Here is a 23162-nt window from a genome sequence, read left to right as displayed (position 1 = left end):
AGGACATACCGCGACGGTAGCGCCGCGGCATCCGTCGTCGCAAATCGAGCTCAGCGCCCAGGCGGGAGCGCATCGATGAGAGCGAGCTCCTCGGCGCGTTCGAGACCCGCTGCGCGGGAACGGGCGACACCGCGTGCGCGCTCGTCCGCGAGGACGCGGTCGACCGTCTCGGAGAGGGGACGGATGCCGCCGCCCGCCGCCCGATAGGCGGCACCGCTCCGCGCGGCGAACCCGGGTACGTCGGCCGGGAGCCACAACGGGAGCGACCGGGGCCCGGACCAGAAGGCGACGCCGTGACGCTCGAGCCAGTCGGTCGGCGCGGCGTGCATCTCGCCGGTGTGGCCGGCGGTCTCCCGCGCGACGGTGAGGACGTCCGCGAGGGGGTGCGAGTGACCGACCGCATCGACGACACCGTCGAACCCGCGCGCCCCCGATGCCACGACGAACGAGACCAGGTCGTCCACGTCGATCACCTGCGCGCGCAGCTCGGCGGCCTCGGGGACGAGGACGGGCTCCGCCCCGGCGGTGGCGAACCGCGCCGGCCAGTAGCCGAACCGATCCGTCGGGTCTCCGGGGCCCACGATGAGCCCCGGACGGACGATCGCCACGCGGGCGCCGAGCCCAACGGCAGCCTGCTCGCCGGCGACCTTGGCGCGGGCGTAGTCGTCCGGGTCGTCCTCGCCGAGAGGCTCCACCAGGCCCGCGTCCTCGTCGGCGCCCGGGGTGCTCGCGTCGGCATAGACGGACACGCTGGAGATGTACGTCGCGTGCGCGGCACGGTCACCGAGCGCGGATGCCGCGTGGGCGACGTGCGCCGGGACGGAGGAGACATCGACGATCTCATCCCAGTCGGTTCCGGCGAACGTGCGATACGCGTCCGGTTCGGCGCGGTCGAGCACGACGAGCTCGGCACCCTCCGGTGCCGTCCGACCGCCGCGACCGCTGACCGTCACGCGGGCGCCGCGGTCGAGCCAGGCCGCGGCGACCCGCCGGCCCACCCATCCGGTGCCGCCGAGGACGAGGACGCGGTCGCTCATGTCGTCGGGAGGGACCGGATGCGGTCGAAGAGCTCGGGTCCGGAGCGGTCGAAGGTCCGCCCACCCAGGAAGACACCGAGGACGGCGGCACCGGCTCCGACGATGAGGCCGACCGCGAGGGTCGCGAAACCCCAACCCGCCGGGCCTTGGACCATGCCGGTGACCGCGATGACGAGGACGGGGAGCGACAGCACGCCGATCACCGCCCACACGACGAAGACGAGGAGTCCGCTGACGAAGGTCTGGCCGGGAACGCTCTTGAACGGACTGTCCCCCGGCGCCGCAACGGGCGCGATGATCATCGCCGACGTCACCGCCGACACCCCGTATCCGACCAGGAGGACCCCCAGGGATGCGCCGAGCACGAGTGCAAGACGCCCGGCATCCCCACTGAGGACGCAGCTCACGATCGAGACGATGACGACGAGAGGGATGCCGAGGCTCGCCGCGCCGAGGAGACGTCCAAGACGGTCGTCTCGGCCGCGGATGCCCGTCGCGAGGACCGTCGCGTACGCCGTGCCGTCGTAGGAGATGTCGGCGTATCCACCGATCGCGAGCATGAAGGCCACGAGGACCGGGGACGCCGCGAACCCGAATCCGTCGACGCCGCCGATGAAGGCGAACAGGATCGGGAAGATCGGGACCACGAGCAACTGCCGGAGGTACCGCGGGTCGCGGAGCCACGCGTTGAGCGAACGGGCCCACGTCGCACCGACACCGCCGGTGGGCATGACGCCGAACAGACCGAGCTTGCCGGCGGCCACCTGCCGGCTCGACTGCCGCGGCGGGGCGGATGTCGACCGGTCGACGGCGCGGGACCAGGCCCACCCGAGGACGGCGAGGGTCGCGAGTGCGATGGCCACCCGAGCGAGCGCGAGCACTCCCTCGCCCGCGGCGAGCGCCGGCGCCACACCCCAGGCGGCGCCGAGCGGCGTCCAGGGCAGCACGGCGGCGGCGGCGCCGAAGCGATCGCCCAACGACCCCGTCCCCCCGTCGAGAAGGGCGAGGATGCCGGTGATGAGCGGGCCCGAGAGCATGATGACCACGAGCACGATCGTCCCGATGAGCTCCCGACCGCGCCGATTCCCGCCCATGCCGCCGGAGAGCTCTCCCACGAGTCGCGAGGCGACGACGCAGATCGCGACCCCGATGAGCGCGGCGGGGATGCCCGCGAGCGCCGCCAGCGGCCAGCGCAGCCACAGGATGACGGAGATCAGGGCGACGAGCGTCGTGACGACGCCCGGGATGCCGGTGATCCCCGTACCGGCGAGCGCGAGCATCGTCTGTCGTCGCGTGAACGGGAAGGGGGCCAGGCGACGCGCATCGATCGAAGTGTCCATGCCGGTCGCGACGATGGGGGCGACGACCCATCCGAGGATCAGTGCGCTCCCCCCGAGGATGCTGACGCTGGCCGCGGCGTCGAGGGAGCCGAAGATGCTGAGCGAGATGATGCCCGCCGTCACGGAGGCCAGGATCCCGAGACCCCACAAGGCGCCGAAGATGAACCCGACGAGCTGCCAGGGCCGTCGGGCGAGCGTGTTGAAGAGCGCCCGGTACCGGAGCTTCAGGACTGTCGCAACCACTGCGGCCCCTCACTCGTGTGACGGCCGCCGACGAGCTCGACGAAACGGTCCTGCAGGGTCTGCCCCGCGCGGACCTCGTCGACCGTACCCGCGGCGAGGACCCGTCCGGCCGCGATGACCGCGACGTGGTCGCACATGCGCTGGACGAGGTCCATCGAGTGGCTCGAGACGATCACCGATCCGCCCGACGCCGTGTACCCGCGCAGCACGTCTTCGATGTTGGCGGCCGAGACGGGGTCGACGGATTCGAACGGTTCGTCGAGGACGAGCAGTCGTGGTGCGTGCACCAGTGCGCACGCGAGGGCGACCTTCTTGGTCATACCGGCCGAGTAGTCAGCGACGATCGTCCCGGCCGCGGGGCGCAGATCCATGAGGTCGAGGAGGTCGGAGACACGGGGCGCGATCTCCGGGCGCGGAAGCCCGAACATCATCGCCGTGTAGGTGATGAGCTGCTCCCCGGTGAGACGGTCGAAGAGCCGAATGCCGTCGGAGAGGTTGCCGATCACGCGCTTGGCAGCGACCGGGTCGCGCCACACGTCGATCCCGTGCACCCAGGCGCCGCCCGCATCCGGACGCAAAAGCCCCGTCGCCATCGACAACGTGGTGGTCTTGCCCGCCCCGTTCGGGCCCACGAGGCCGTAGAACGAGCCGGACGGTACGACCAGATCGATGCCGGCGACCGCCGGAGTCGACCCGAACTGCTTCACCAGGCCGGAGAGATGGAGGGCGGGGACGCTCTGTTGCTCGCTCACGCGGCGAGCCTAGCGAACGGGCGTGTCGCGATGTCCACCCCACGTGGCAGGGTGAGGGGATGCTGCGCACGCTCGCCGTCTCCGGTTACCGATCCCTCCGCGACATCGTGCTGCCCCTCGAAGCGCTCACGGTCGTGACGGGTCCGAACGGCTCGGGCAAGTCCAACCTCTACCGCGCGCTGCGTTTACTGGCATCCGCTGCGCGCGGCGACCTCGTCGGAGCCGTCGCACGCGAGGGAGGTCTGCCGTCCCTGCTGTGGGCGGGACCGGAGGAAGGTGGCGATCAGGGCACCGTGCGTCGGGGCCCGATCGCGGTGCAGCTCGGGTTCGCGTCGGACGAGCTCGGATACCTCGTCGACCTCGGCATCCCCCAGATCTCCCAGGAGAGCGTGTTCGCCCGTGACCCCGAGATCAAGCGGGAGCAGGTCTTCGCCGGCCCCCTGGCCAAGCCGGCGACCCTTCTGATCGACCGGCTCCGAACGCAGACGCGCGTTCGGGACGGCGCGTGGGTGAGTCTCGACCAGAAGCTCGCTCCGTTCGAGAGCATCATCACGGACCTGGCCGACGGCGACACCGCCCCGGAGCTGCTGGGGCTCCGACGGATGATGAACGGCTGGCGCTTCTACGACCACTTCCGGGTGGATGCGGACGCCCCCGCCCGCCGTCCCCAGGTCGGTACGCGGTCGCCGCTCCTCGCCCACGACGGGTCGAACCTCGCGGCGGTCTGGGCCACGGTCCACGACATGGGCTTCGGGCATCACCTCGATCGCGCCGTCGACGACGCGTTCCCCGGCAGTCGCGTGCGCGTCGAGGCGACCGACGGCGTGCTGCGACTCACCGTCAGGCAGTCGGGGCTCCTGCGACCCCTGGACGCGGCCGAACTCTCGGACGGGACCCTCCGTTACCTGCTCCTGTGCGCGGCGCTCCTGCCCGCCAGGCCCGCACCCCTCACGGTCCTCAACGAGCCGGAGTCGAGCCTTCACCCGAGCCTGCTCGAACCGTTGGCGCATCTCGTGCGGGCGGCATCCGAGCAGACGCAGGTCATCCTGGTGTCGCACGCGTCCGGGCTCGTCGACGCGATACCCGATGCCAACCGGGTCTCTCTCGAGCGGTACAGCAACGGCACGGCCGTCGAGGGACGGGGCCGATTGGACGGCCCGCCGTGGAACTGGGGCAAGCGCTGAGCAGCCCCCTCGACGGATAGCGTTACGGGATGCCGCCACTCGCCGTCCCCGGTCCGATCCCGACGCGCTCCGGGCCCGTCACGGGCCTCCGCGACGGCGACGTCATCCGCTACCGGGGAATCCCCTACGCGACCGCCGCCCGCGGGGAGGCGCCCGTGGCGGCGCCGGCCGGACGCGCAGTGCTCAGCGCGGTGACCCCGGCGCCTGCCTGCCCGCAGCCGTCGTCGCGGATCCTCGACACCCTCCTGGAGGGCGCCCTCGACGGTGTGAGCCAGTCCGAGGACTGCCAACGCCTGTCGATCACGCTGCCGGCGGACCTCGATCCCGGTGAGGTCGTTCCCGTCATCGTCTGGTTCCACGGCGGCGGATACACGACGGGTGCCGGCGACCTCGAGATCTACGACCCCCGCGCGCTCGTCGTCGAGCAGCGCGTCATCGTCGTCGCCGTGACCTCGCGGTTGGGGCTGCTGGGGTTCGGCGGCGGCGGATCCGGCCCGAGGCATCCGCAGGACGGACCGCCCGCCAACCTGGGCCTGCTGGATCAGATCGAAGCGTTGCGCTGGATCCACGCGTCGATCGGCGCGTTCGGTGGGGATCCGACAACCCTCACCGCGATGGGCCAGTCCGCGGGCGCCGACGCGATCCTGCATCTCCTGATCAGCGAGGGGGCGCGCGGACTCATCCGCAGGGCCATCGTGCAGAGCCCGCCCCTCGGCGTCACCGGCGGACGGGAGCGCATGTTCCGAGCGATGGCGCGCGTGACGCGGGCGCTCGCCCCCGACGCCGCGACCGATGCGGTGCTGCGGCGGCAGTCCGGGGCGGAGCGCGCCTCCTGGCCGTTCGGCATCCGTTCGGGGCTTCCGTGGGGTCCGCGCTACGGTCACACTCCCCTTCCGACCGAAGCGCAGCGGGATGCCGCGTGGCAAGCCGTCGCATCGGACGTCGACCTGCTCATCGGCACGACGCGCGAAGAGATCGCGATGTACCTGCCGGCGCTGCCCGTGGTCGCGCCGCTCCTGCGGGCTCCCGTCCTGGGGCGCGCTCTCCGAGCGCTGCTCATGCGCGCGATGGTGGGGCCGCTGACCCGCGTCGTCTACACGCGGCCCGTGCGGGCATTCGTCGATCGCCACCGAGCGGCGGGCGGTCGCGCCGTGCGGTACCTGCTGGAGGCAGCACCCGCGTCCAGTCCGATCGGAGTCGGACACACCGTCGACGTCCCGCTGGTGCTCGGAACCCGCGATGCCTGGACGCGGACGAGCCTCGTTCCGCCCGACGCCTGGGCCGAAGTCGACGCGCGCGGGCGCGCGGTGCGGCGTGTCTGGGCTGACTTCGCGCGGACCGGCACCGTCGCACCCGACGCGGATGCCGATGCCTGCGATATGCGCTTCGATCGCGGCTGACCGCAGCACACCCCGCAGGGTGATCGGGTCAGTCGCGGATCGCGGCTCCATGCCGCTCGGCCGCGACCGCGACGCCCGCGAGCTTCGCGTCCGTCGCCTCCGCGGCGGTCAGCGTGCGGTCGTCGGCACGAAAGCGCAGGGCGAACGTGAGGCTCTTCGAGCCGTCCGGCAGACCGGTACCCCGGTAGTCGTCGACGAGGCGGATGTCCTCGAGGAGGGGGCCGGCCCCGTCGACGAGCGCGTCGCGCACCGCGCCGGCGGCGAGGTCGGCGGCCACGACGAGCGAGACGTCCTGCGTCGCGGCCGGATAGGTCGCGAGCGAGGGCGCGGCATCCGGTGCTGACGTGAGTGCGAGCACCGCGTCGAGGTCGAGCTCGGCGACGAAGGCACGGCCGTGCAGGTCAGCGGCCTCCGCGACGGCCGGGAGCAACTCGCCGACGTAGCCGACCTCGGTGTCCCCGACGAAGAGCGAACCGGCGCGTCCGGGGTGGAGCGCCGCACGCTGGGACTGGCGGACCTCGATCGCGACCCCGGCCGCCGCGGCGACCGTCTGGACCGCACCGAGCGCATCGGCGAGGTCGAAGGCGACCGCCGACTGGCCGGGGCGCTTCACCAGGGCGTTGCCGTGCAGCAGGACGGCGACGTGCCGGGGCTGCGGCGGGATCGATGCGTGCAGTGCGGCGAGCGTGGCCTCATCGGGCAGCTGCGCGAGCGGCGGCACGGTGGTGGTGCCGTACTCGACGCCCTCGACCGGTGCGAACACCGTGCCGGTCTCGAAGAGGGCGACGTCGGTGAAGCCACGGGAGACGTTCCGGTGCGCGATCTGCAGAAGACCGGGAAGAAGCGAACGCCGCAGGAAGGGCGCCTGACCGTCGAGCGGGTTGGCGAGCCTGATGGAGGGCAGGTGCTCTCCCGCCGCCGAACCGTGCAGGTCGTTCTGATCCTCGGTCGTGAACGGGAACGCGACAACCTCGACGTGACCGGAGGCAGCCAACGCGTTTGCGACGCGACGACGTCCGCGCTGCGCAGCCGTGAGACCGCGTCCGGAGGGAGGCGTCGGGAGGATGGACGGGATCCGATCGAGCCCGTGCAGGCGCGCGACTTCTTCGGCGAGCGTCCATCGGTCGGTGAGGTCGGGGCGCCAGGAGGGCGGGATGACCTCCCAGCCGCCGTCGGCGTCGATGACCTCGCACCCGATGGTCTCGAGCGCGCCGACGATCTCGTCGGTCGTGTAGTCGACGCCGATGAGGCCGCTGACGAACGACTCGGGGAGGTCGACGGACGGGACGAAAACCTCGGCGAAGAGTGCGCCGCCCGTGGTCGTGTCGAGCGTGCCGCCGGCGAGTTCGACCATCAGGTCGGCGACGCGGCGTGCCGCGACGAACGGGATGAGCGGGTCGACGCCGCGCTCGAAGCGCCGGGACGCCTCGCTGGGCAGCTTGTGCCGACGCGCCGTGCGGGCGATCGACACCGGGTCGAAGATGGCCGCCTCGATGAGGACGTTGCGCGTGGCATCCCCCATCTCGGTCTTGCCGCCGCCCATGACGCCCGCCAGGCCGATGGGGCCCGACTCGTCGGTGATGAGCAGGTCCTCGGCGTCGAGGGTGCGCTCCTTGCCGTCGAGGGTCGTGAGCTTCTCCCCTGCCGAGGCGCGGCGGACGGTGATGCCGCCGGTGAGCGTGTCGAGGTCGTAGCCGTGGATCGGGTTGCCCAGTTCGAGCATCACGTAGTTGGTGATGTCGATCAGGATGCCGAGCGAGCGGATGCCGGCGAGCGACAGACGCGCGGTCATCCAGGGCGGCGTCGGCCGGGACCGGTCGACGTCGCGGACGATGCGCACGACGAATTCGCTCGCACCGGGCTTGCCGTGGATGGGAGCCGCATCGTCGACGGTGATGTCGAACCCGCCGGTGGGCTGCTCGAGCTCCTCGAAGGGGCGCAGGCCGGGGTCGATGAAGCGGGCCCGGGTCGCGTGTGCGTACTCGCGTGCCGCACCGCGGATCGAGAGCGCGTACCCGCGGTCGGGCGTGACGTTGATGTCGACGGCGACGTCGTCGAGGCCGAGGAGGGCGATCGCGTCGGTCCCGACCTCGGGGTCGAGGCCGAGTTCCGTCAGGCGGAGGATGCCGGAGTGCTCCTCCCCCAGGCCGAGTTCCTTGGCGGAGGCGATCATGCCGTCCGAGACATGGCCGTACGTCTTCCGCGCCGCGATCGGGAACGGGCCGGGCAGGACTGCCCCCGGCAGCGTCACGACGACCTTGTCGCCCTCGAAGAAGTTGCCGGCGCCGCAGACGATGCCGCGGACGCCGCCGTTCGCCTCGCCGACGTCGACCTGGCACCACCGGATGGTCTTGCCGTTGGACTGCGGCTCGGCCTCGAACGAGACGACGCGTCCGACGACGATCGGACCGGTGAGGTCGAACGCGTGGACGTCCTCCTCCTCGAACCCGACGGAGACGAAGGAGGCGAGGACATCCTCGGGGGTCGTGCCTTCGGCCACATCGACGTACTCGCCGAGCCAAGAGAGCGGGACGCGCATCAGACCACCATTCCGAACTGCTCGCTGAAGCGGACATCGCCCTCGGCCATGTCGCGCATGTCCTGCACATCGCTGCGGAACATCAGCGTCCGCTCGATGCCCATGCCGAAGGCGAAGCCCGAGTACACCTCGGGGTCGATGCCGGCGGCGCGGAGGACGTTGGGGTTCACCATCCCGCATCCACCCCACTCGATCCAGCGCGCGCCACCGGGGAAGGTGGGGTGCCAGAGGTCGAGCTCGGCGGACGGCTCAGTGAAGGGGAAGTAGTTGGTGCGGAACCGGGTCTTCGCCTCGGCACCGAACAAGACCTTCGCGGCGTGGTCGAGGGTGCCCTTGAGGTGCGCCATCGTGATGCCCTTGTCGATCACGAGCCCCTCGAACTGCGTGAAGGCAGGGAGGTGCGTCGCATCGAACTCGTCGGTGCGGTAGACCCGGCCCGGGCAGAGGATGTAGATCGGCACGTCGCGCTCGAGCATCGAGCGGACCTGCACCGGGCTCGTGTGCGTGCGCATGACGAGGTGGCGGGCGACCGGGTCGACGAAGAACGTGTCCTGCATCTGCCGCGCCGGGTGATCGGGCGCGAAGTTGAGGGCGTCGAAGTTGAACCACTCGTGCTCGAGTTCGGGTCCTTCCGCGATCTCCCACCCCATGCCGACGAAGAGGTCGGCGATCTCCTCTTGGAGGAGGGAGATGGGATGCCGCGCCCCGACCCGTCCGCGCGGGGCGACCGCCGTGATGTCGACGCGTTCGGCTTCGAGCTTCGCTGCGGTCTCGGCGGCGGCTAGCTCGGCCTCGCGAGCCGCGAGCGCCTGGTTGACGCGACCGCGAGCCTGACCGACGAGCTTGCCCGCCGCGGCCTTCTGGTCGTTCGGCACGTTCCGCAGCTGCGCGTTGAGCCGCGCGAGCGGGGAACCCTCAGCGCTGTGCGCGGATCGGGCCGCTTTGAGGGCAGCCGTGTCGGGTGCGGCGGCGAAGGCTGCCAGCGCGTCAGCGACGGCGGCATCCACCGCCTCGGGGGTGATCTCGGGTGCGTCGGACACGAGAGACGAGTCTACCGGCGGGCCGGAGTGCGGCCCGCCGGTGAGTCGTCAGATCCCGTGGGAGTCGAACTTGCCGGCGCCTTTCTGCGCTGCGATGAGCTCGGTGTCGGTGGTCTCTGCAATCGGTCTGGCCGGCGCCGCCACTGCGGTGCTCGGCGATCGCCGAAGCCGCTTCTCGACGCGATTCGCGACGAGCGACAGCAAGAGGCACAGGACGATGTAGATCGCCGCGACGATGAGGGTGGCGGGGACGATCGGCGATCCGTACGTCGACTGCGACCCGATGAAGCGCGCGTAGAAGAGGAGCTCCTCGTACGTGATGATGTAGCCGAGCGCGGTGTCCTTCAGCGTGACGACGAGCTGGGCGATGATCACCGGCATCATGGCACGCACGGCCTGCGGCAGGAGTACCAGCCGCATGACTCCGCTCTTGCGCAGTCCGATGGCGTATCCCGCCTCCTTCTGCCCCCGAGGCAACGACTCGACGCCGGCACGGATGACTTCGGCGAGAACCGACCCGTTGTAGGCGATGAGCGCGATCACGACCGCCCAGTAGGGCTCGAGGCGCACACCGGCGGCAGGCAGGCCGTAGTACAGGAGGAACATCATGACGAGGACCGGGATCGCCCGAAGGACCTCGATGACGGCGGTGAACGGAGCCCTCACCCACGCGTGATCGGAGAGGCGCCCGATCGCGAGGACGAATCCGAGGACGAGCGCGCCCGCAGCCGCCGCGCCGAACGCGAGCAGCGTGTTGCCGGCGGCCTTGGCGACGTTGATCCACACGTTGGTGAACGTGAACGCGTACCACTTCTCCCCGGTGAACTGACCCGTCGCGACGAGCCGCCAAACGAAGAAGCCGATGACCGCGGCGACGAGCAAGACCGTGACGCCCGCGATGATGCGGTTGCGGGCGATGGCCTTCGGACCGGGGACGTCATAGAGAACGCTGCTCATCGCGTCACCTTCCAACGGAGCTCGAGTCGTCGCTGCAACCACGACAGCAGGAGCACGAGAGCGATGAAGATGATCATCACCCAGAGGATCACGACCATCTGGCTCTCGCCTCGCTCACTCAGGTAGGCGCGGATTGAACCGAGGTTCACGACGGAGAAGCCGGCGGCGACCGTCGTGTTTTTCAGGAGAGCGATGAAGACGCTCATCATCGGGGGGATCACGGAACGGAACGCCTGCGGCATGACCACGAGCGACATGACCTGTCCGAACCTGAGCCCCAGCGCACGCGCGGCCTCGGCCTGACCGACCGGAACCGTGTTGATGCCGGACCGGATGGTCTCGGCGACGTACGTCGCGGTGTAGATGCCCAGAGCAGCGATGCCGAGCTGGACGGGGTCGATCCGCAGCTCGAGGAGCGGGGGCAACGCGAACGCGAATCCGAAGAAGACGAGGGTGAGCGGAGTGTTCCGGATGGTGTTGACGTAGAGCGTGCCGACCGCACGGGCGATCGGTACCGGGGAAACGCGCATCGCCCCGACGGTGATGCCGAGGACCAGCGCCAATGCGCCGCCTCCGAAGAACAGGATCAGGGTGCCGACCAGGGCATCGCGCCAGAGGTCGAGGTTGTCGGTGATGACGCCCACAGGCGTTCCTTCCGGTGGATCGGGATCGGGGGCGGCTCGTGCCGCCCCCGATCGTCGTCAGTTCTCGACTGCAGGCTGAGTCGCAGTGATGCCTGCGGGCGCGAGGTGCTCGTCGAACAGCGCGGTCCAGACATCCCCACCGTCGGTGAACAGGGTGTTGATGTGATCCTTCAGCACCGTGTCACCCTTGGGCAGACCGACTCCGTAGTTCTCCGTGCTGAACGGCTCGCCGGCGATCTTGAGCTTGTCGGGCTGCTGCGCGACGTATCCGGCGAGGATCGCCTCGTCCGTCGTGATGGCGTCGACCTGCCCCTGGAGGAGCGAGTCGATGCACTGGGAGTAGGTGTCGTACTCACGGGTGTCACCCGGGCTGTACTCGTCACGGATCCGCTGGAGCGGCGTCGAGCCCGTCACCGAGCACACGACCTTACCGGCCAAGTCGTCGGGCCCGGTGATGTCCGTGTTGTCCTTCGCAACCAGCAGACCCTGCCCCGTGACGAAATACGGACCGGCGAAGTCGATCTGTTCCTTGCGAGAGTCGGTGATGGAGTACGTGCCGACGTAGTAGTCGATGTCGCCGTTCACGAGCGACTGCTCACGGTTGGCCGACGGAATCGACTTGTACTCGATCTTGTCCTCGTCGAATCCGAGAGATGCGGCGATCCAACGCGCGATGTCCACGTCGAAGCCCGTGCGCTCGCCGGATGCCGCATCCTCGTAGCCGAGGCCCGGCTGGTCGCTCTTGACGCCGATGACGACCTTGTCCCGCTCGCTCATCGCGTCGAATGTCGGGCTACCGTCGAGCTTCACGTCGCTCGCGACCTCCCAGAGGGCCTTGGTGTCGTCGTCTCCGCCGGCAGCGCCGCCGGGTGCGGTGGGGCTGCCGCTGTTGCAGCCTGCGAGTGCGAGTGCCGCGATCGCGATGCCGGCGAAGGCGCCGGCAAGTCGTGTCTTACGCATGTGATCCTCCTGGTTTCGTGTCGTTCGTCGTTCGTCGCGCCGGTGCAGGGCGCGGACGTCTCAGTGGGTGATGAGCTTGGAGAGGAAGTCCTTCGCGCGGTCGCTCTTCGGGTTCGTGAAGAACTCCTGCGGCGTCGCTTCCTCGACGATCAGCCCGTCGGCCATGAAGACCACGCGGTCAGCAGCCTTGCGGGCGAAGCCCATCTCGTGGGTGACGACGATCATCGTCATCCCGTCCTGGGCGAGGCCGACCATGACGTCGAGGACCTCGTTGATCATCTCGGGGTCGAGGGCCGAGGTCGGCTCGTCGAAGAGCATGACCTTCGGCTTCATCGCCAGGGCGCGAGCGATCGCGACGCGCTGCTGCTGACCACCCGAGAGCTGGGCGGGGAGCTTGTCGGCCTGGTGGCCGACGCCCACGCGGTCGAGGAGCTCACGGGCGAGCTTCTCGGCAGCCGCCTTCTTCATGCCCTTGACCTTGATCGGGCCGAGCGTGACGTTCTCGAGGATCGTCAGATGCGAGAACAGGTTGAACGACTGGAAGACCATGCCGACATCGGCACGGAGCGCCGCGAGCGCCTTCCCTTCGGCGGGGAGATCGGCGCCGTCGATCGTGATCGACCCGCTCGTGATCGTCTCGAGCCGGTTGATCGTGCGGCAGAGCGTCGACTTGCCCGACCCGGACGGGCCGACCACGACGACGACCTCGCCGCGGTTGACCGACAGGTCTATGTCGGTGAGGGCCTGGAAGTCGCCGTAGTGCTTCTGCACGTTCGTCAGGACGACGAGCGGCTGGCCGCGGCGGACGTCGATGTTCGACGTGCGCGGCGCAGGATCGGCAGCAGGAGTGGTCATGCTCCGACCCTATGGGGGATGACGCCCGGAGACCCGCCTGGTTGCGCGGGGTTTACAGTTCCGTAATCATTCGGCGTCAGTTGCCCGCACGCTGGGCGAACGCCGACTCGTACAGGCAGACGCTCGCGGCGGTCGCGAGGTTCAGCGATTCCGCTCGACCGTAGATCGGCAGTCGCAGCGACAGGTCGACCAGCGCCAGTGCATCATCGTCGAGGCCCCGGGCTTCGTTTCCGAACACCCACGCGGTCGGCTCGGCCAGAGTCGCGCGGTGGGCGACGAAGTCCTCTCCCCCGACGTCGGCAGCGACGATCCGCAGGCCCGCCGAGCGGGCACGGCCCGCGGCATCCGCCAGTTCGATACCGACGGCCACCGGAAGGTGGAATAGCGAACCGGTCGTCGCGCGGACGACCTTAGGGTTGAAGGGATCGACGGTACGACCGGTGAGGATGACCGCGTCGGCACCGACGGCATCCGCTGCTCGGATGATCGTGCCGAGGTTGCCGGGATCGCGCACCTCCTCGCAGATCACGATGAGCTTCGGGTCATCGGCGAAGATGTCGCGCACCGACGTCGGCACCTGCCGGGCCACCGCGATGATGCCCTGCGGGGTCACGGTGTCGGCCATCGCCTCGATCACCGCCTCGCTCGCGAACTCGACATCGACGTCCGCGTCGGATGCCGCATCGCGAATGTCCTGGTGCTTCTCCCATGCCGACGGAGTCGCATACAACTCGATGAGCGTGTCGGGCCGCCAGACGAGGGCCTCCCTCGCCGCCTGCGGACCTTCGAGCAGGTAGAGCCCGGTCTCTTGACGGGCTGCACGCTTGGTCAGCTTCGCAACAGCGCGGACACGCGGCGATCGGGGGTTCTCGAGCACGTTCTCAGTGTAGGGCGCGGGTACGGCGGGCACGCGAAAGGGCGCCCTCCGAAGAGGACGCCCTTTCTGAAAGGTGACGCGGTCAGGCCTTGGGGGCGTTGACGTCAGCCGGCAGCGCAGCCTTGGCGGTCGCGACGAGCGACGCGAAGACGGCGGGCTCGTTCACCGCGAGCTCGGCGAGCATGCGACGGTCGACCTGGACACCCGCGAGGCCGAGGCCCTGGATGAAGCGGTTGTACGTGACACCGTTCTGGCGGGCAGCGGCGTTGATGCGCTGGATCCAGAGGCGACGGAAGTCGCCCTTGCGCTTGCGACGGTCCCGGTATGCGTAGACGAGCGAGTGGGTGACCTGCTCCTTCGCCTTGCGGTAAAGGCGCGAACGCTGTCCGCGGTAACCGGAGGCGCGCTCGAGGATGACGCGACGCTTCTTGTGGGCGTTGACAGCCCGCTTGACTCTAGCCATTTCTTCTACTTCCTAAATCTGCGTCGGCGATCAGATGCCGAGGAGCTTCTTGGCGACCTTGGCGTCACCCTTGGCCAGGACCTGCTCCTGGTCGAGGCGACGGGTACGACGGGTCGCCTTGCCCTCGAGGTTGTGGCGCAGGTTGGCCTGCTGCTTCATCAGCTTGCCGCTGCCGGTGACCTTGAAACGCTTCTTGGCACCCGAGTGGGTCTTCTGCTTCGGCATATCTCTTCCTTCGTTGGGGATCCCGCGGACGGGAGTCTGTGGTGCGCTTACTCCGCCGGAGCGGAAGCGGGGGTCTGTTCGTCGTCGGCCTGACCACCGCGCGCATCGCGCGCTGCTTGCTTGGACGCCGCGCGAACGGCGTTCTGCTCGGTCTTGACCTCGGACTTGTTCTTGTGGGGCGCGACGACCATGACCATGTTGCGTCCGTCGATCGTGGGGTTGGATTCCACGGTGCCGAACTCGGCCACATCCTCGGCGAACTTGCGGAGGAGACGGACACCCTGCTCGGGGCGCGACTGCTCGCGACCGCGGAAGAGGATCATCGCCTTCACCTTGTCGCCCGCCTGGAGGAAGCCCTCGGCGCGCTTGAGCTTGGTTATGTAGTCGTGCGCCTCGATCTTCAGACGGAACCGGACCTCCTTGAGGACGGTGTTCGCCTGATTGCGCCGCGCTTCCTTGGCCTTCTGCGCAGCCTCGTACTTGAACTTGCCGTAATCCATGATCTTGACCACGGGGGGCTTCGAGTTCGGGGCTACCTCGACGAGATCGAGGTCGGCCTCCTGGGCCAGGCGCATGGCCACCTCGATGCGGACGACGCCGACCTGCTCACCCGCGGGTCCGACGAGGCGGACCTCGGGGACGCGGATGCGGTCATTGGTGCGGGGATCGCTGATGCGGAACTCCTCTTCGTGCGGTGGACGGCCTCCGGTGACACGGAAAATGTGTCGCCGGGCGGAAGATCGTCACGTCCACCCCGCACGATGCATGCATCGGCGTTCTGTTCTGCACCCTGGACAACCTCGACGAGCGAGGCGGAGTGCGAGACCCGGTAGCCTAGAGCGGCAAGCGCGGGTGGGATGTGATCCTCTTTCGACACGGAGCAGAACACTCCGGTGCCCGCAGAAGTCTAGCAGAGAGCAGCACGTGAGTACTATTCCGGCCGACCACAGTGATCACGACCCCGAGCGCCTCTCGCGCTGGGAAGAACAGGAGCGGGTCGCACAGTCCGCCACGCGCGACATCGCGGACGTCCCGGCCGTCGAGGTGATCACCACCACGTCCGTTCACCTCATGAGCGCCGCCGCCGTGAAACTCGGTCTCGCCGACGACCCCGACCAGCAGAAGGACCTCGACGAGGCACGGAAGCTCATCAACGCACTCGCCGGCCTCATCACGGCGGCAGCCCCCGAGGTGAGCGACATGCACGCGCGCTCGCTCCGTGACGGGCTGCGGACGCTGCAGCTCGCGTTCCGCGAAGCATCCTCGATCCCCGACCCGATCGGCAAGGGCCCGGGCGAGAAGTGGACCGGTCCCGTCAACTGACACCGATACGAAGGGGGGATGCCGTGCGGCATCCCCCCTTCGTTCGTATCAGGCGCGGACGAGTTTGACCGTCAGGGCGTCCACGAGGACGGCAACGCGATCGTCCGCCGCCCATCGGGATGCGAGTCGCTGCAGGATGGCGTCGAGCGCGGGCTGATCGAGACCGTCGACGAGGTGCAAGTTGACGACGAGCTCAGGCCCCCGCAGACGCGAGTGGGGGTCCCCCGTCGCGACCGACAGATCCAGGACACCGAGCTCGGTGCCGATCGACTCCTGCAGGCCGGCGAAGACCTCCGGCGACACGTGCGGAGCCTCCCACGGCAGTCCCTGCCCGATCGCCCACACCGCGGGACGACGCAGGACGAACTCCGTTTCGCTGCCGGGGTCGATGACGATGAGATCCGTGTCGTCCGCCGCGGCCGAGAGCGCGGTCCGGATGCCGTCGGCGGGGACCGGGCGGGCCGCGGCATCCCATCGCGACATCGCTGCGACCGACGTGAACACCGGCAGCACGCGACGGCCGTCGGGAGCGGCGACCGTGACGATCGAGAGTTCCTGCGTCTTGTCGACGATCAAGCCGGTCGGCCCGACGCCCTCCTCGCCCTTCTCGGCGACCAGGGGGATGAGGAGGCGAGCCGTCCGGTAGGCGTCGACCACGGCTCCCGCCGAGCCCTCACCCGCGTGGAAGGCGGTCAGCGCCGCGAGCAGCGCCGGATCAGCGCTGCCGTCGTCTCCGCTGTGGGGGTTCGGCTGGAAGCTCCGCCCCTCCCAGGGGACGCCGGCGGAATCGGCCGCGCCCCCCGAGTGGGGGTCAGTGTCCGGCGACATCCAGCGCCTCGGCCAGCGTGAACGCGCCGGCGTACAGGGCCTTCCCGACGATCGCGCCCTCGACGCCCAGCGGGACGAGTTCGCGGAGCGCCGCGATGTCGTCGAGGCTCGAGATCCCGCCGGATGCGACGACGGGCTTGTCGGTGCGGACGGCGACCTCGCGCAGTAGCTCGATGTTCGGCCCCTGCAGCGTGCCGTCCTTCGTCACGTCGGTGAGCACGTAGCGGCTGCACCCGGCATCCTCGAGACGGTCCAGGACCTGCCACAGGTCGCCGCCGTCACGGGTCCACCCGCGGGCTGCGAGGGTCGTCCCGCGGACGTCGAGCCCGACGGCGATCGCCTCGCCGTAGCGGAGGATGACGTCGGCCGCCCATTCGGGGTTCTCGAGAGCCGCGGTGCCGAGGTTGATGCGGGTCGCACCGGAGTCGAGCGCCGCGTCGAGGGATTCGTCGTCACGGATGCCGCCCGAGAGCTCCACCTTCACGCCGCGGAGCGATTTGATCACCTTGCGCAGCAGTGACGCGTTCGAGCCGCGACCGAAGGCCGCGTCGAGGTCGACGAGGTGGATCCACTCCGCGCCCTGGCGTGCCCACTCCTGCGCTGCGTCGACCGGGTCGCCGTAGCTCGTCTCGGTGCCGGCCTCACCCTGCGTCAGTCGGACGGCCTTGCCGTCGGCGACGTCCACAGCGGGCAGCAGGGTCAGTTCGGGCGTGGATGCGAATTCGTTCATGGCTCCGGGTGGGATGGGGTGCACGCCGGGCGCGCGCACAAGGGGACAGGTTACTCCGACGCAGGGAGCGAGGAGATCCAGTTGGAGAGCAAGCGGATGCCGGCGGTCCCCGACTTCTCAGGGTGGAACTGCGTCGCCGAGAGCGGGCCGTTCTCGACGGCCGCGAGGAACGGCCGGCCGTAGTCGCACCAGGTCAGCACCGGCTCGCGGAACGGCTTGATGACGTCGAGCGTCCAGTCCTGCGCACCGTAGGAGTGGACGAAGTAGAACCGCTCGTCCTCGAGACCGGCGAACAGCGTGGAGCCCTCGCCCGTGCGGACGGTGTTCCACCCCATGTGCGGAAGCACCGGCGCCTGGAGTTCGGTGACCGACCCCGGCCACTCCCCCATCCCCTCGGTGTCGACCCCGCGCTCGACGCCGAGTTCGAACATGACCTGCATCCCGACGCAGATGCCGAGCACCGGCATCCCGCCCGCCAGGCGGCGACCGATGAGCTCGTCACCGCGACTCGCGCGGAGTGCGGACATGACCGCGGAGAACGCGCCGACTCCCGGGACGAGCAATCCGGCCGCGTCCGCGATGAGGCCGCGATCCTTGGTCAGTCGCGCATCGGCGCCCGCCTCGATCAGCGCTTTGACCGCCGAGTGGACGTTGCCGGAGCCGTAATCGAGAACCGCGACGACCGGTGCTGCGGTCACAGGGCGCCCTTCGTGCTCGGGATGCCCTGGACGAGCGGATCGAGCGCCTTCGCCTGACGGAAGGCGCGCGCGAACGCCTTGAACTCGGCCTCGGCGATGTGGTGGGGGTCGCGTCCGCCGAACAGCGTGACGTGGACGGTCAGACCCGCGTGGAACGCGATCGCCTCGAACGCGTGGCGGACGAGCGAGCCGGTGAAGTGGCCGCCGATGAGGTGGAACTCGTACCCCTCGGGCTCTCCGGAGTGAACCAGGTACGGACGCCCGCTGATGTCCACGACCGCCTGGGCGAGTGCCTCATCGAGGGGAACGAGGGCGTCGCCGTAGCGGGAGATGCCCGCCTTGTCGCCGAGCGCCTGACGGATGGCCTGCCCGAGGACGATCGCCGTGTCCTCCACCGTGTGGTGAGCGTCAATGTGCGTGTCGCCCGTCGCGCGGACGGTCAGATCGGTGAGCGAGTGTTTCGCGAAAGCCGTGAGCAGGTGGTCGAAGAACGGCACCGTCGTGTCGATCGTGCTCTGGCCGGTGCCGTCGAGATCCAGCTCGAGCTCAATCGTCGACTCGCTGGTCGCACGCCGGACGGAGGCGGTGCGGGACGCGGGGGTGCTCATGCGTCGAGTCTATCGACGCGCGGCATCCGTCCCGCCGCCCGATGTCGCGGTGCGACTCAGAGCGAGGCGAGCGCCTCGAGGAATGCCGTCGACTCCTCTTCGCTGCCCGCGGAGACGCGAAGGGTGTGCGGTAGCCCGACGTCCCGGACGAGGATGCCGCGGTCGTACAAGCCCTGCCACGTGGCCTGCGGGTCATCGACGCCGCCGAAGAGGACGAAGTTCGACCAGCTCTCGTATGGCGAGTACCCGAGGGCGCTGAGGGTGGCGGAGATCCGGTCGCGCTGGGCGACGATGTCATCGACCATCCGGAGCATCGTGGGCGCGTGCCGCAGGGCAGCGGTCGCAGCCGCCTGCGTGAGCGCGCTCAGGTGGTACGGCAGGCGCACCAGCCGGAGTGCGTCGATCACCGCAGGGTCGGCGGCGAGGTACCCCACCCGCGCACCGGCGAAGGCGAAGGCCTTGCTCATCGTCCGGGAGACGACGAGACGCTCGCGCCCGTGGAGAAGAGTCAGCGCCGAGGGCTCGTCGTGCGGCGCGAACTCCTGATACGCCTCGTCGACGATCACGATGCCCTGGGACGCGTCGTAGACCGCCTCGATGACATCGAGGGAGAGGGGCGTGCCCGTCGGGTTGTTCGGCGAGCAGAGGAACACGACATCGGGCTGTGCACGCTCGACCTGCTCGGCGGCGTCGGCCGCGGTGAGCGTGAAGTCCTCGCCGCGGGAGCCGCTGACGTACGTGGCGCCCGTCGCCCCCGTCAGCAGCGGATACATCGAGTACGTCGGCGAGAACCCGAACGCCGTCCGCCCCGGGCCGGCGAACGCCTGCAGCAGGTGGTGGAGGACTTCGTTCGACCCGTTCGCCGCCCAGATCTGCTCCGGTTCGAGACCGTGGCCGAGGTAGTCGGCGAACCCCTCTCGTAACACCGTGAACTCGCGGTCGGGGTACCGGTTGATGTCGCGGAGCGCCTGAGCGACAGCATCCAGGATGTCGTCCGCGACGTCTTCGGGAACAGGGTGGGTGTTCTCGTTGACGTTCAACGTCACCGGGAGGGAGGCCTGCGGGGCTCCATATGGGATCTGACCGCGCAGGTCGTCACGGAGGGGTAGGTCGTCGAGACTCGCACTCACCCCGCCATCGTAGGACGTCACGACGCCTTATTCGGCCGCCTGAGCACTGTAGGAGGCGGGGATCGCGAGGGACTCGCCGGCGTCGACGGCAGTGGACGGGAGGGCGTTGAGGCGGACGATCTCGTCGATGACGTCACGCGGGTCGCTGTCGGGTGCGATGTCCTGGGCGATGGTCCACAGCGAGTCGCCGGGCAGAACGGTCACGGTGCTGAAGGAACCCGCGGGCGTGCCCGCATCGCCACTGGCGAGTGCGCCGCCACCCGAAAGGATGCCGACACCCAGGGCGACGACGGCAGGCAGAGTCGCAACGGTCATGAGGACGCGGCGCCCACGCGTCGTGAGACGCAGACGGGTGCGGACAGCGACCGGACGGGCGGGGGTGATGGTGGTGATCGAGTTCATGGTGTCCTCCTCGGGGCAACCCCGGTCAGATGAGATCTTCGCCCCCGCCCATCGGCCGGGACGGGCGGGTGCGAAGTTCTCTTCCGAATCTATCTTCGATATTCGTACACTGTCAAGAGAGCGGTTATCCGCAGATCGATCGAAGACGACACGCGGTCGGCTACGGGACGATCCCATCGACACCGGATACGGTTTCGATGAACAGAGCCCATCACCAACCTCCGACATTCGAAGGCGAGTGCCCCCGGCTCGACGTCCGACGCCCGGAAAACCGGCGGGGACGCAGGGCCGTGAAAGGAACGACATGAGCGACAAGCCGCAGACCCGCCGGCGCAAGAGCCTGAGCGACAAGCAGCTCGCGATCCTCGAGGTGATCCAGCGGTCGATCGCTCGCTACGGGTATCCGCCGAGCATGCGTGAGATCGGGGATGCGGTCGGCTTGAAGTCGCTCTCGAGCGTCACCCATCAGCTCAATCAGCTCGAGCTGAGCGGGTACCTCCGTCGCGATCCCGGCAAGACCCGGGCTATGGAGGTCCTCATCGACCTCCCGGGCGCCGCGGGGGAGAACCCGGCCGATGCCGCGCCCGCCGTGGGCGACGCCGCCATGGTCCCCCTGGTCGGACGCATTGCCGCGGGGGTGCCGATCACAGCCGAGCAGCAGGTCGAGGAGATCTTCCCCCTTCCCCGTCAGCTCGTCGGCAAGGGCGACCTGTTCATGCTGAGGGTGTCGGGGGACTCGATGATCGACGCCGCCATCTGCGATGGCGACTGGGTCGTCGTGCGCTCGCAGGCGGATGCGTCCAATGGTGAGATCGTCGCGGCGATGCTCGACGGCGAAGCCACCGTCAAGACGTTCCGCCAGCGCGACGGACACACCTGGCTCCTCCCCCGCAACTCCGCGTTCGAGCCGATCCTCGGCGACGACGCGGTCGTCCTCGGGAAGGTCGTCGCTGTCCTTCGAGCCGTGTGATCCGGGTGGGCGCCACCGCGTAGCGTGAGGGCATGACGACGGTCGCTCCTTACGGTTCGTGGATCTCGCCCCTGTCCGCTGCGGACGCCTCCGCCGCTGCGCCGCGTTACGACGGTGCACGTTTCGTGGCCGACGAGGTCTGGTGGGGAGAGTCGCTGCCCGATCAGGGCGGTCGCTCGTCGATCCGGCGCTCGGTCGACGGCGAGGTCGAGGATCTCCTCCCCGCCCCGTGGAGCGCGCGCTCCCGCGTGCACGAGTACGGCGGCGGGTCGTGGACGACCGATGAGAACGGCCGGCTCTACTTCGTCGAGAAGTCCGATCAGCGCGTCTGGTCGCTCCGCAGAGGAGAGGAGCCGACGCCGCTCACCCCCGACGACCCGCAGGCCCGTCACGGCGGCCTGCGGTGGCAGCACGGGGTGCTGCTCGCGATCCGGGAAGTGCACGACGGCACCCCCGTGCCACGGCGATCGATCGTGTCCATCCCCCTGGACGGCGGCGAGGCGCGCGAGATCGTCGGGGGAAGCGACTTCCTCGCGCAACCGGCACTGTCGCACGACGGCAGGCACCTCGCCTGGGTGGCGTGGGACCACCCGGAGATGCCCTGGGACCGCACGCAGATCCGGGTCGGAGACCTCGCCCACGGCACCGTGACGACCTGGCGCCCGATCACGTCCGGCGAGACAGCGGCACTTCAGCCGGAGTGGGATGCCTCCGGCCGGCTCATCTGGCTCGACGACCCCTCGGCCGGTCCGAACGCCGGTCGGTGGAACCTGTGGCGGCGGGACGTGGCATCCGATCTTCCGGCGGAGCCGATCGCCCCCGCGGACGCCGACACCGGAGGCGGACTGTGGGTGCTCGGCGTCCGGTGGTACGCACTCCTGCCGGACGGCGGGATCGTCGCGGTCCGGACGCACGGCGCCGACGAGGTGGTGCGCATCGACGCGGAGGGGACCGCCCGCGCGACCGGCATCCCCGTCCGATCGCGCGCGGTCGTCGAGGATACCCTCGGATCCCGCGTGCTGGTGTCGGGGATGGCGCCCGGGGTCACCGGCATCTGGCAGCTCGACGAACACGGCGACGTGACGCTCGTCGTGGGCTCGCGCTCCGACCTCGGCGACGAGTGGATCCCCCCGGCGCGCCCCTTCACGGTGCACAGCCGCCACGGCGACGTCCACGCGTTCGATCACCCGCCCACCAACCCGCACCACACGGCGCCCGAGGGCGAACTTCCGCCGTACATCGCCCTCGTGCACGGCGGCCCGACGGCCCACGTCGGCGGTGTGGCCGACAGCCGGATCACCTTCTTCACGAGCCGGGGCATCGGCGTCGTCGAGGTGAACTACGGCGGCTCGACCGGCTACGGGCGGGCCTATCGCGATCGGCTCCGCGGGCAATGGGGCGTCGTCGATCGCGACGATGTCGCAGCCGCGGCATCCGGTCTCGCCGCGGAGGGACGAGCGGATGCCGCGCGCCTGGCGATCGCGGGGAGCTCGGCCGGCGGCTGGACCGTGCTCGCGGCCCTCGTCGGCACCGACGTCTTCGCCGCGGGGATCTCCCGCTACGGCGTCGGAGACGCGCGCCTGCTCGCCACCGACACCCACGACTTCGAGGCCCGCTACCTCGACGGTCTCATCGGGCCGCTCCCCGCGGCGGAGGCGTTGTACCTCGAGCGCTCACCGCTCAGCCACACGGAGGGCTTCCGCGTGCCGGTCCTGCTCCTGCAGGGATCGGACGACGCGGTCGTGCCGCCGACGCAGGCGGAGGCCATCCGCGACGCCCTGGCCGAACGCGGCGTGCCGCACGCCTACGTCCTGTACGACGGCGAGGGGCACGGGTTCCGACGAGCGGAGACCGTCGTGCACGCGCTCGAATCCGAGCTGGCCTTCCTCGGTCAGGTGTTCGGCTTCGAGACCCCCGGGGTCCCCGCGATCGCGCTCAGCTGAGTCCGAGCCGATCG

At 69.8% G+C, this 23162-nt stretch carries 24 protein-coding genes; 5 read left to right on the top strand and 19 right to left on the bottom strand.

Features of this window, described 5'->3' with window-relative positions; genetic code table 11:
- Positions 1-50: 50 nt before the first annotated feature.
- The 3 genes from MRBLMI1x_RS07585 to MRBLMI1x_RS07575 are packed head-to-tail and all read right to left on the bottom strand — an operon-like array spanning position 51 to position 3372.
- A complete protein-coding gene (locus tag MRBLMI1x_RS07585) occupies positions 51-1037 on the bottom strand; it encodes an NAD-dependent epimerase/dehydratase family protein (protein ID WP_363457745.1) in 987 nt (328 codons plus the stop codon).
- The gene (locus MRBLMI1x_RS07580) at positions 1034-2620 is read right to left on the bottom strand and encodes a hypothetical protein (RefSeq protein ID WP_363457742.1); all 1587 of its coding nucleotides are present in this window, start codon (positions 2618-2620) and stop codon (positions 1034-1036) included. The genes MRBLMI1x_RS07585 and MRBLMI1x_RS07580 overlap by 4 nt, the downstream gene beginning before the upstream one ends.
- Positions 2602-3372: an ABC transporter ATP-binding protein gene (locus MRBLMI1x_RS07575; RefSeq protein ID WP_018187239.1), complete on the bottom strand. Its 771-nt coding sequence runs from the start codon at positions 3370-3372 to the stop codon at positions 2602-2604. Before MRBLMI1x_RS07575 ends, MRBLMI1x_RS07580 begins: the two co-directional genes overlap by 19 nt.
- Before the next feature lie 59 nt (positions 3373-3431).
- On the opposite strand from MRBLMI1x_RS07575, the gene MRBLMI1x_RS07570 reads away from it, so the two are divergent.
- Together MRBLMI1x_RS07570 and MRBLMI1x_RS07565 are read left to right on the top strand one after the other, a co-directional pair.
- Complete coding sequence (locus MRBLMI1x_RS07570) at positions 3432-4556, top strand: AAA family ATPase (protein WP_363457739.1); 1125 nt, start codon at positions 3432-3434, stop codon at positions 4554-4556.
- 29 nt (positions 4557-4585) lie between these two features.
- Positions 4586-5956, top strand: a complete 1371-nt coding sequence (locus MRBLMI1x_RS07565; RefSeq protein WP_363457736.1) for a carboxylesterase family protein — start codon at positions 4586-4588, stop codon at positions 5954-5956.
- A 28-nt stretch (positions 5957-5984) separates the two neighbouring features.
- Here the strand turns inward: MRBLMI1x_RS07565 and pheT are convergent, their stop codons facing one another.
- From pheT to infC, 10 genes are all read right to left on the bottom strand, one after another.
- Positions 5985-8495 (bottom strand): phenylalanine--tRNA ligase subunit beta, encoded by a 2511-nt coding sequence (gene pheT / locus MRBLMI1x_RS07560; RefSeq protein WP_363457733.1) that lies wholly within the window; start codon positions 8493-8495, stop codon positions 5985-5987.
- A complete protein-coding gene (gene pheS / locus MRBLMI1x_RS07555; protein WP_363457730.1) occupies positions 8495-9535 on the bottom strand; it encodes a phenylalanine--tRNA ligase subunit alpha in 1041 nt (346 codons plus the stop codon). Before pheS ends, pheT begins: the two co-directional genes overlap by 1 nt.
- Positions 9536-9583: 48 nt before the next feature.
- Entirely contained in the window at positions 9584-10492 is a 909-nt protein-coding gene (locus MRBLMI1x_RS07550; protein ID WP_363457727.1) for an amino acid ABC transporter permease, read from the bottom strand.
- On the bottom strand, positions 10489-11136 hold the full coding sequence (locus MRBLMI1x_RS07545) for an amino acid ABC transporter permease (RefSeq protein WP_018187233.1): 648 nt from the start codon (positions 11134-11136) through the stop codon (positions 10489-10491). The genes MRBLMI1x_RS07550 and MRBLMI1x_RS07545 overlap by 4 nt, the downstream gene beginning before the upstream one ends.
- A gap of 57 nt (positions 11137-11193) precedes the next feature.
- Positions 11194-12096, bottom strand: a complete 903-nt coding sequence (locus MRBLMI1x_RS07540) for a glutamate ABC transporter substrate-binding protein (protein WP_018187232.1) — start codon at positions 12094-12096, stop codon at positions 11194-11196.
- 60 nt (positions 12097-12156) lie between these two features.
- The gene (locus tag MRBLMI1x_RS07535; protein WP_363457722.1) at positions 12157-12951 is read right to left on the bottom strand and encodes an amino acid ABC transporter ATP-binding protein; all 795 of its coding nucleotides are present in this window, start codon (positions 12949-12951) and stop codon (positions 12157-12159) included.
- Positions 12952-13027: 76 nt separating this feature from the next.
- The gene (locus MRBLMI1x_RS07530) at positions 13028-13828 is read right to left on the bottom strand and encodes a TrmH family RNA methyltransferase (RefSeq protein WP_116228483.1); all 801 of its coding nucleotides are present in this window, start codon (positions 13826-13828) and stop codon (positions 13028-13030) included.
- Positions 13829-13910: 82 nt separating this feature from the next.
- Entirely contained in the window at positions 13911-14291 is a 381-nt protein-coding gene (gene rplT / locus MRBLMI1x_RS07525; RefSeq protein ID WP_018187229.1) for a 50S ribosomal protein L20, read from the bottom strand.
- A 30-nt stretch (positions 14292-14321) separates the two neighbouring features.
- Complete coding sequence (gene rpmI / locus MRBLMI1x_RS07520) at positions 14322-14516, bottom strand: 50S ribosomal protein L35 (protein WP_018187228.1); 195 nt, start codon at positions 14514-14516, stop codon at positions 14322-14324.
- A gap of 47 nt (positions 14517-14563) precedes the next feature.
- Positions 14564-15238, bottom strand: a complete 675-nt coding sequence (infC, locus tag MRBLMI1x_RS07515) for a translation initiation factor IF-3 (protein WP_081626449.1) — start codon at positions 15236-15238, stop codon at positions 14564-14566.
- Between the two features lie 202 nt (positions 15239-15440).
- Here infC and MRBLMI1x_RS07510 point away from each other — a divergent pair, with 202 nt between their 5' ends.
- On the top strand, positions 15441-15839 hold the full coding sequence (locus tag MRBLMI1x_RS07510) for a DUF1844 domain-containing protein (RefSeq protein WP_018187226.1): 399 nt from the start codon (positions 15441-15443) through the stop codon (positions 15837-15839).
- Positions 15840-15887: 48 nt separating this feature from the next.
- Here MRBLMI1x_RS07510 and MRBLMI1x_RS07505 read toward each other — a convergent pair whose 3' ends face one another.
- Genes MRBLMI1x_RS07505 through MRBLMI1x_RS07480 form a run of 6 tightly spaced genes read right to left on the bottom strand, consistent with a single transcriptional unit; the run spans position 15888 to position 20235 of the window.
- Positions 15888-16667 (bottom strand): SseB family protein, encoded by a 780-nt coding sequence (locus MRBLMI1x_RS07505; protein ID WP_363457717.1) that lies wholly within the window; start codon positions 16665-16667, stop codon positions 15888-15890.
- Positions 16651-17397 carry a bifunctional 1-(5-phosphoribosyl)-5-((5-phosphoribosylamino)methylideneamino)imidazole-4-carboxamide isomerase/phosphoribosylanthranilate isomerase PriA gene (priA, locus tag MRBLMI1x_RS07500; RefSeq protein ID WP_018187224.1) on the bottom strand — a complete coding sequence of 249 codons (747 nt, stop codon included), beginning with the start codon at positions 17395-17397 and terminating at the stop codon, positions 16651-16653. Before priA ends, MRBLMI1x_RS07505 begins: the two co-directional genes overlap by 17 nt.
- A 50-nt stretch (positions 17398-17447) precedes the next feature.
- Positions 17448-18095 carry an imidazole glycerol phosphate synthase subunit HisH gene (gene hisH / locus MRBLMI1x_RS07495; RefSeq protein WP_018187223.1) on the bottom strand — a complete coding sequence of 216 codons (648 nt, stop codon included), beginning with the start codon at positions 18093-18095 and terminating at the stop codon, positions 17448-17450.
- Positions 18092-18703 (bottom strand): imidazoleglycerol-phosphate dehydratase HisB, encoded by a 612-nt coding sequence (gene hisB / locus MRBLMI1x_RS07490; RefSeq protein WP_018187222.1) that lies wholly within the window; start codon positions 18701-18703, stop codon positions 18092-18094. Before hisB ends, hisH begins: the two co-directional genes overlap by 4 nt.
- 56 nt (positions 18704-18759) lie before the next feature.
- Positions 18760-19833, bottom strand: coding sequence for a histidinol-phosphate transaminase (locus MRBLMI1x_RS07485; protein ID WP_018187221.1), 1074 nt, complete (start codon positions 19831-19833; stop codon positions 18760-18762).
- Between the two features lie 27 nt (positions 19834-19860).
- Positions 19861-20235 carry a LysM peptidoglycan-binding domain-containing protein gene (locus tag MRBLMI1x_RS07480; RefSeq protein ID WP_020098310.1) on the bottom strand — a complete coding sequence of 125 codons (375 nt, stop codon included), beginning with the start codon at positions 20233-20235 and terminating at the stop codon, positions 19861-19863.
- Positions 20236-20539: 304 nt separating this feature from the next.
- On the opposite strand from MRBLMI1x_RS07480, the gene lexA reads away from it, so the two are divergent.
- Together lexA and MRBLMI1x_RS07470 are read left to right on the top strand one after the other, a co-directional pair.
- Positions 20540-21205: a transcriptional repressor LexA gene (lexA, locus tag MRBLMI1x_RS07475; RefSeq protein ID WP_020098309.1), complete on the top strand. Its 666-nt coding sequence runs from the start codon at positions 20540-20542 to the stop codon at positions 21203-21205.
- Positions 21206-21237: 32 nt separating this feature from the next.
- A complete protein-coding gene (locus tag MRBLMI1x_RS07470; RefSeq protein WP_363457710.1) occupies positions 21238-23148 on the top strand; it encodes a prolyl oligopeptidase family serine peptidase in 1911 nt (636 codons plus the stop codon).
- Positions 23149-23162 lie beyond the last annotated feature (14 nt).

The organism is Microbacterium sp. LMI1x-1-1.1 (genome assembly GCF_040676205.1).
Classification (GTDB): Bacteria; Actinomycetota; Actinomycetes; order Actinomycetales; family Microbacteriaceae; genus Microbacterium; species Microbacterium aquilitoris.
Note: the sequence above shows the minus strand (reverse complement) of the source record. Positions and strands in the feature narration are given on the sequence as shown.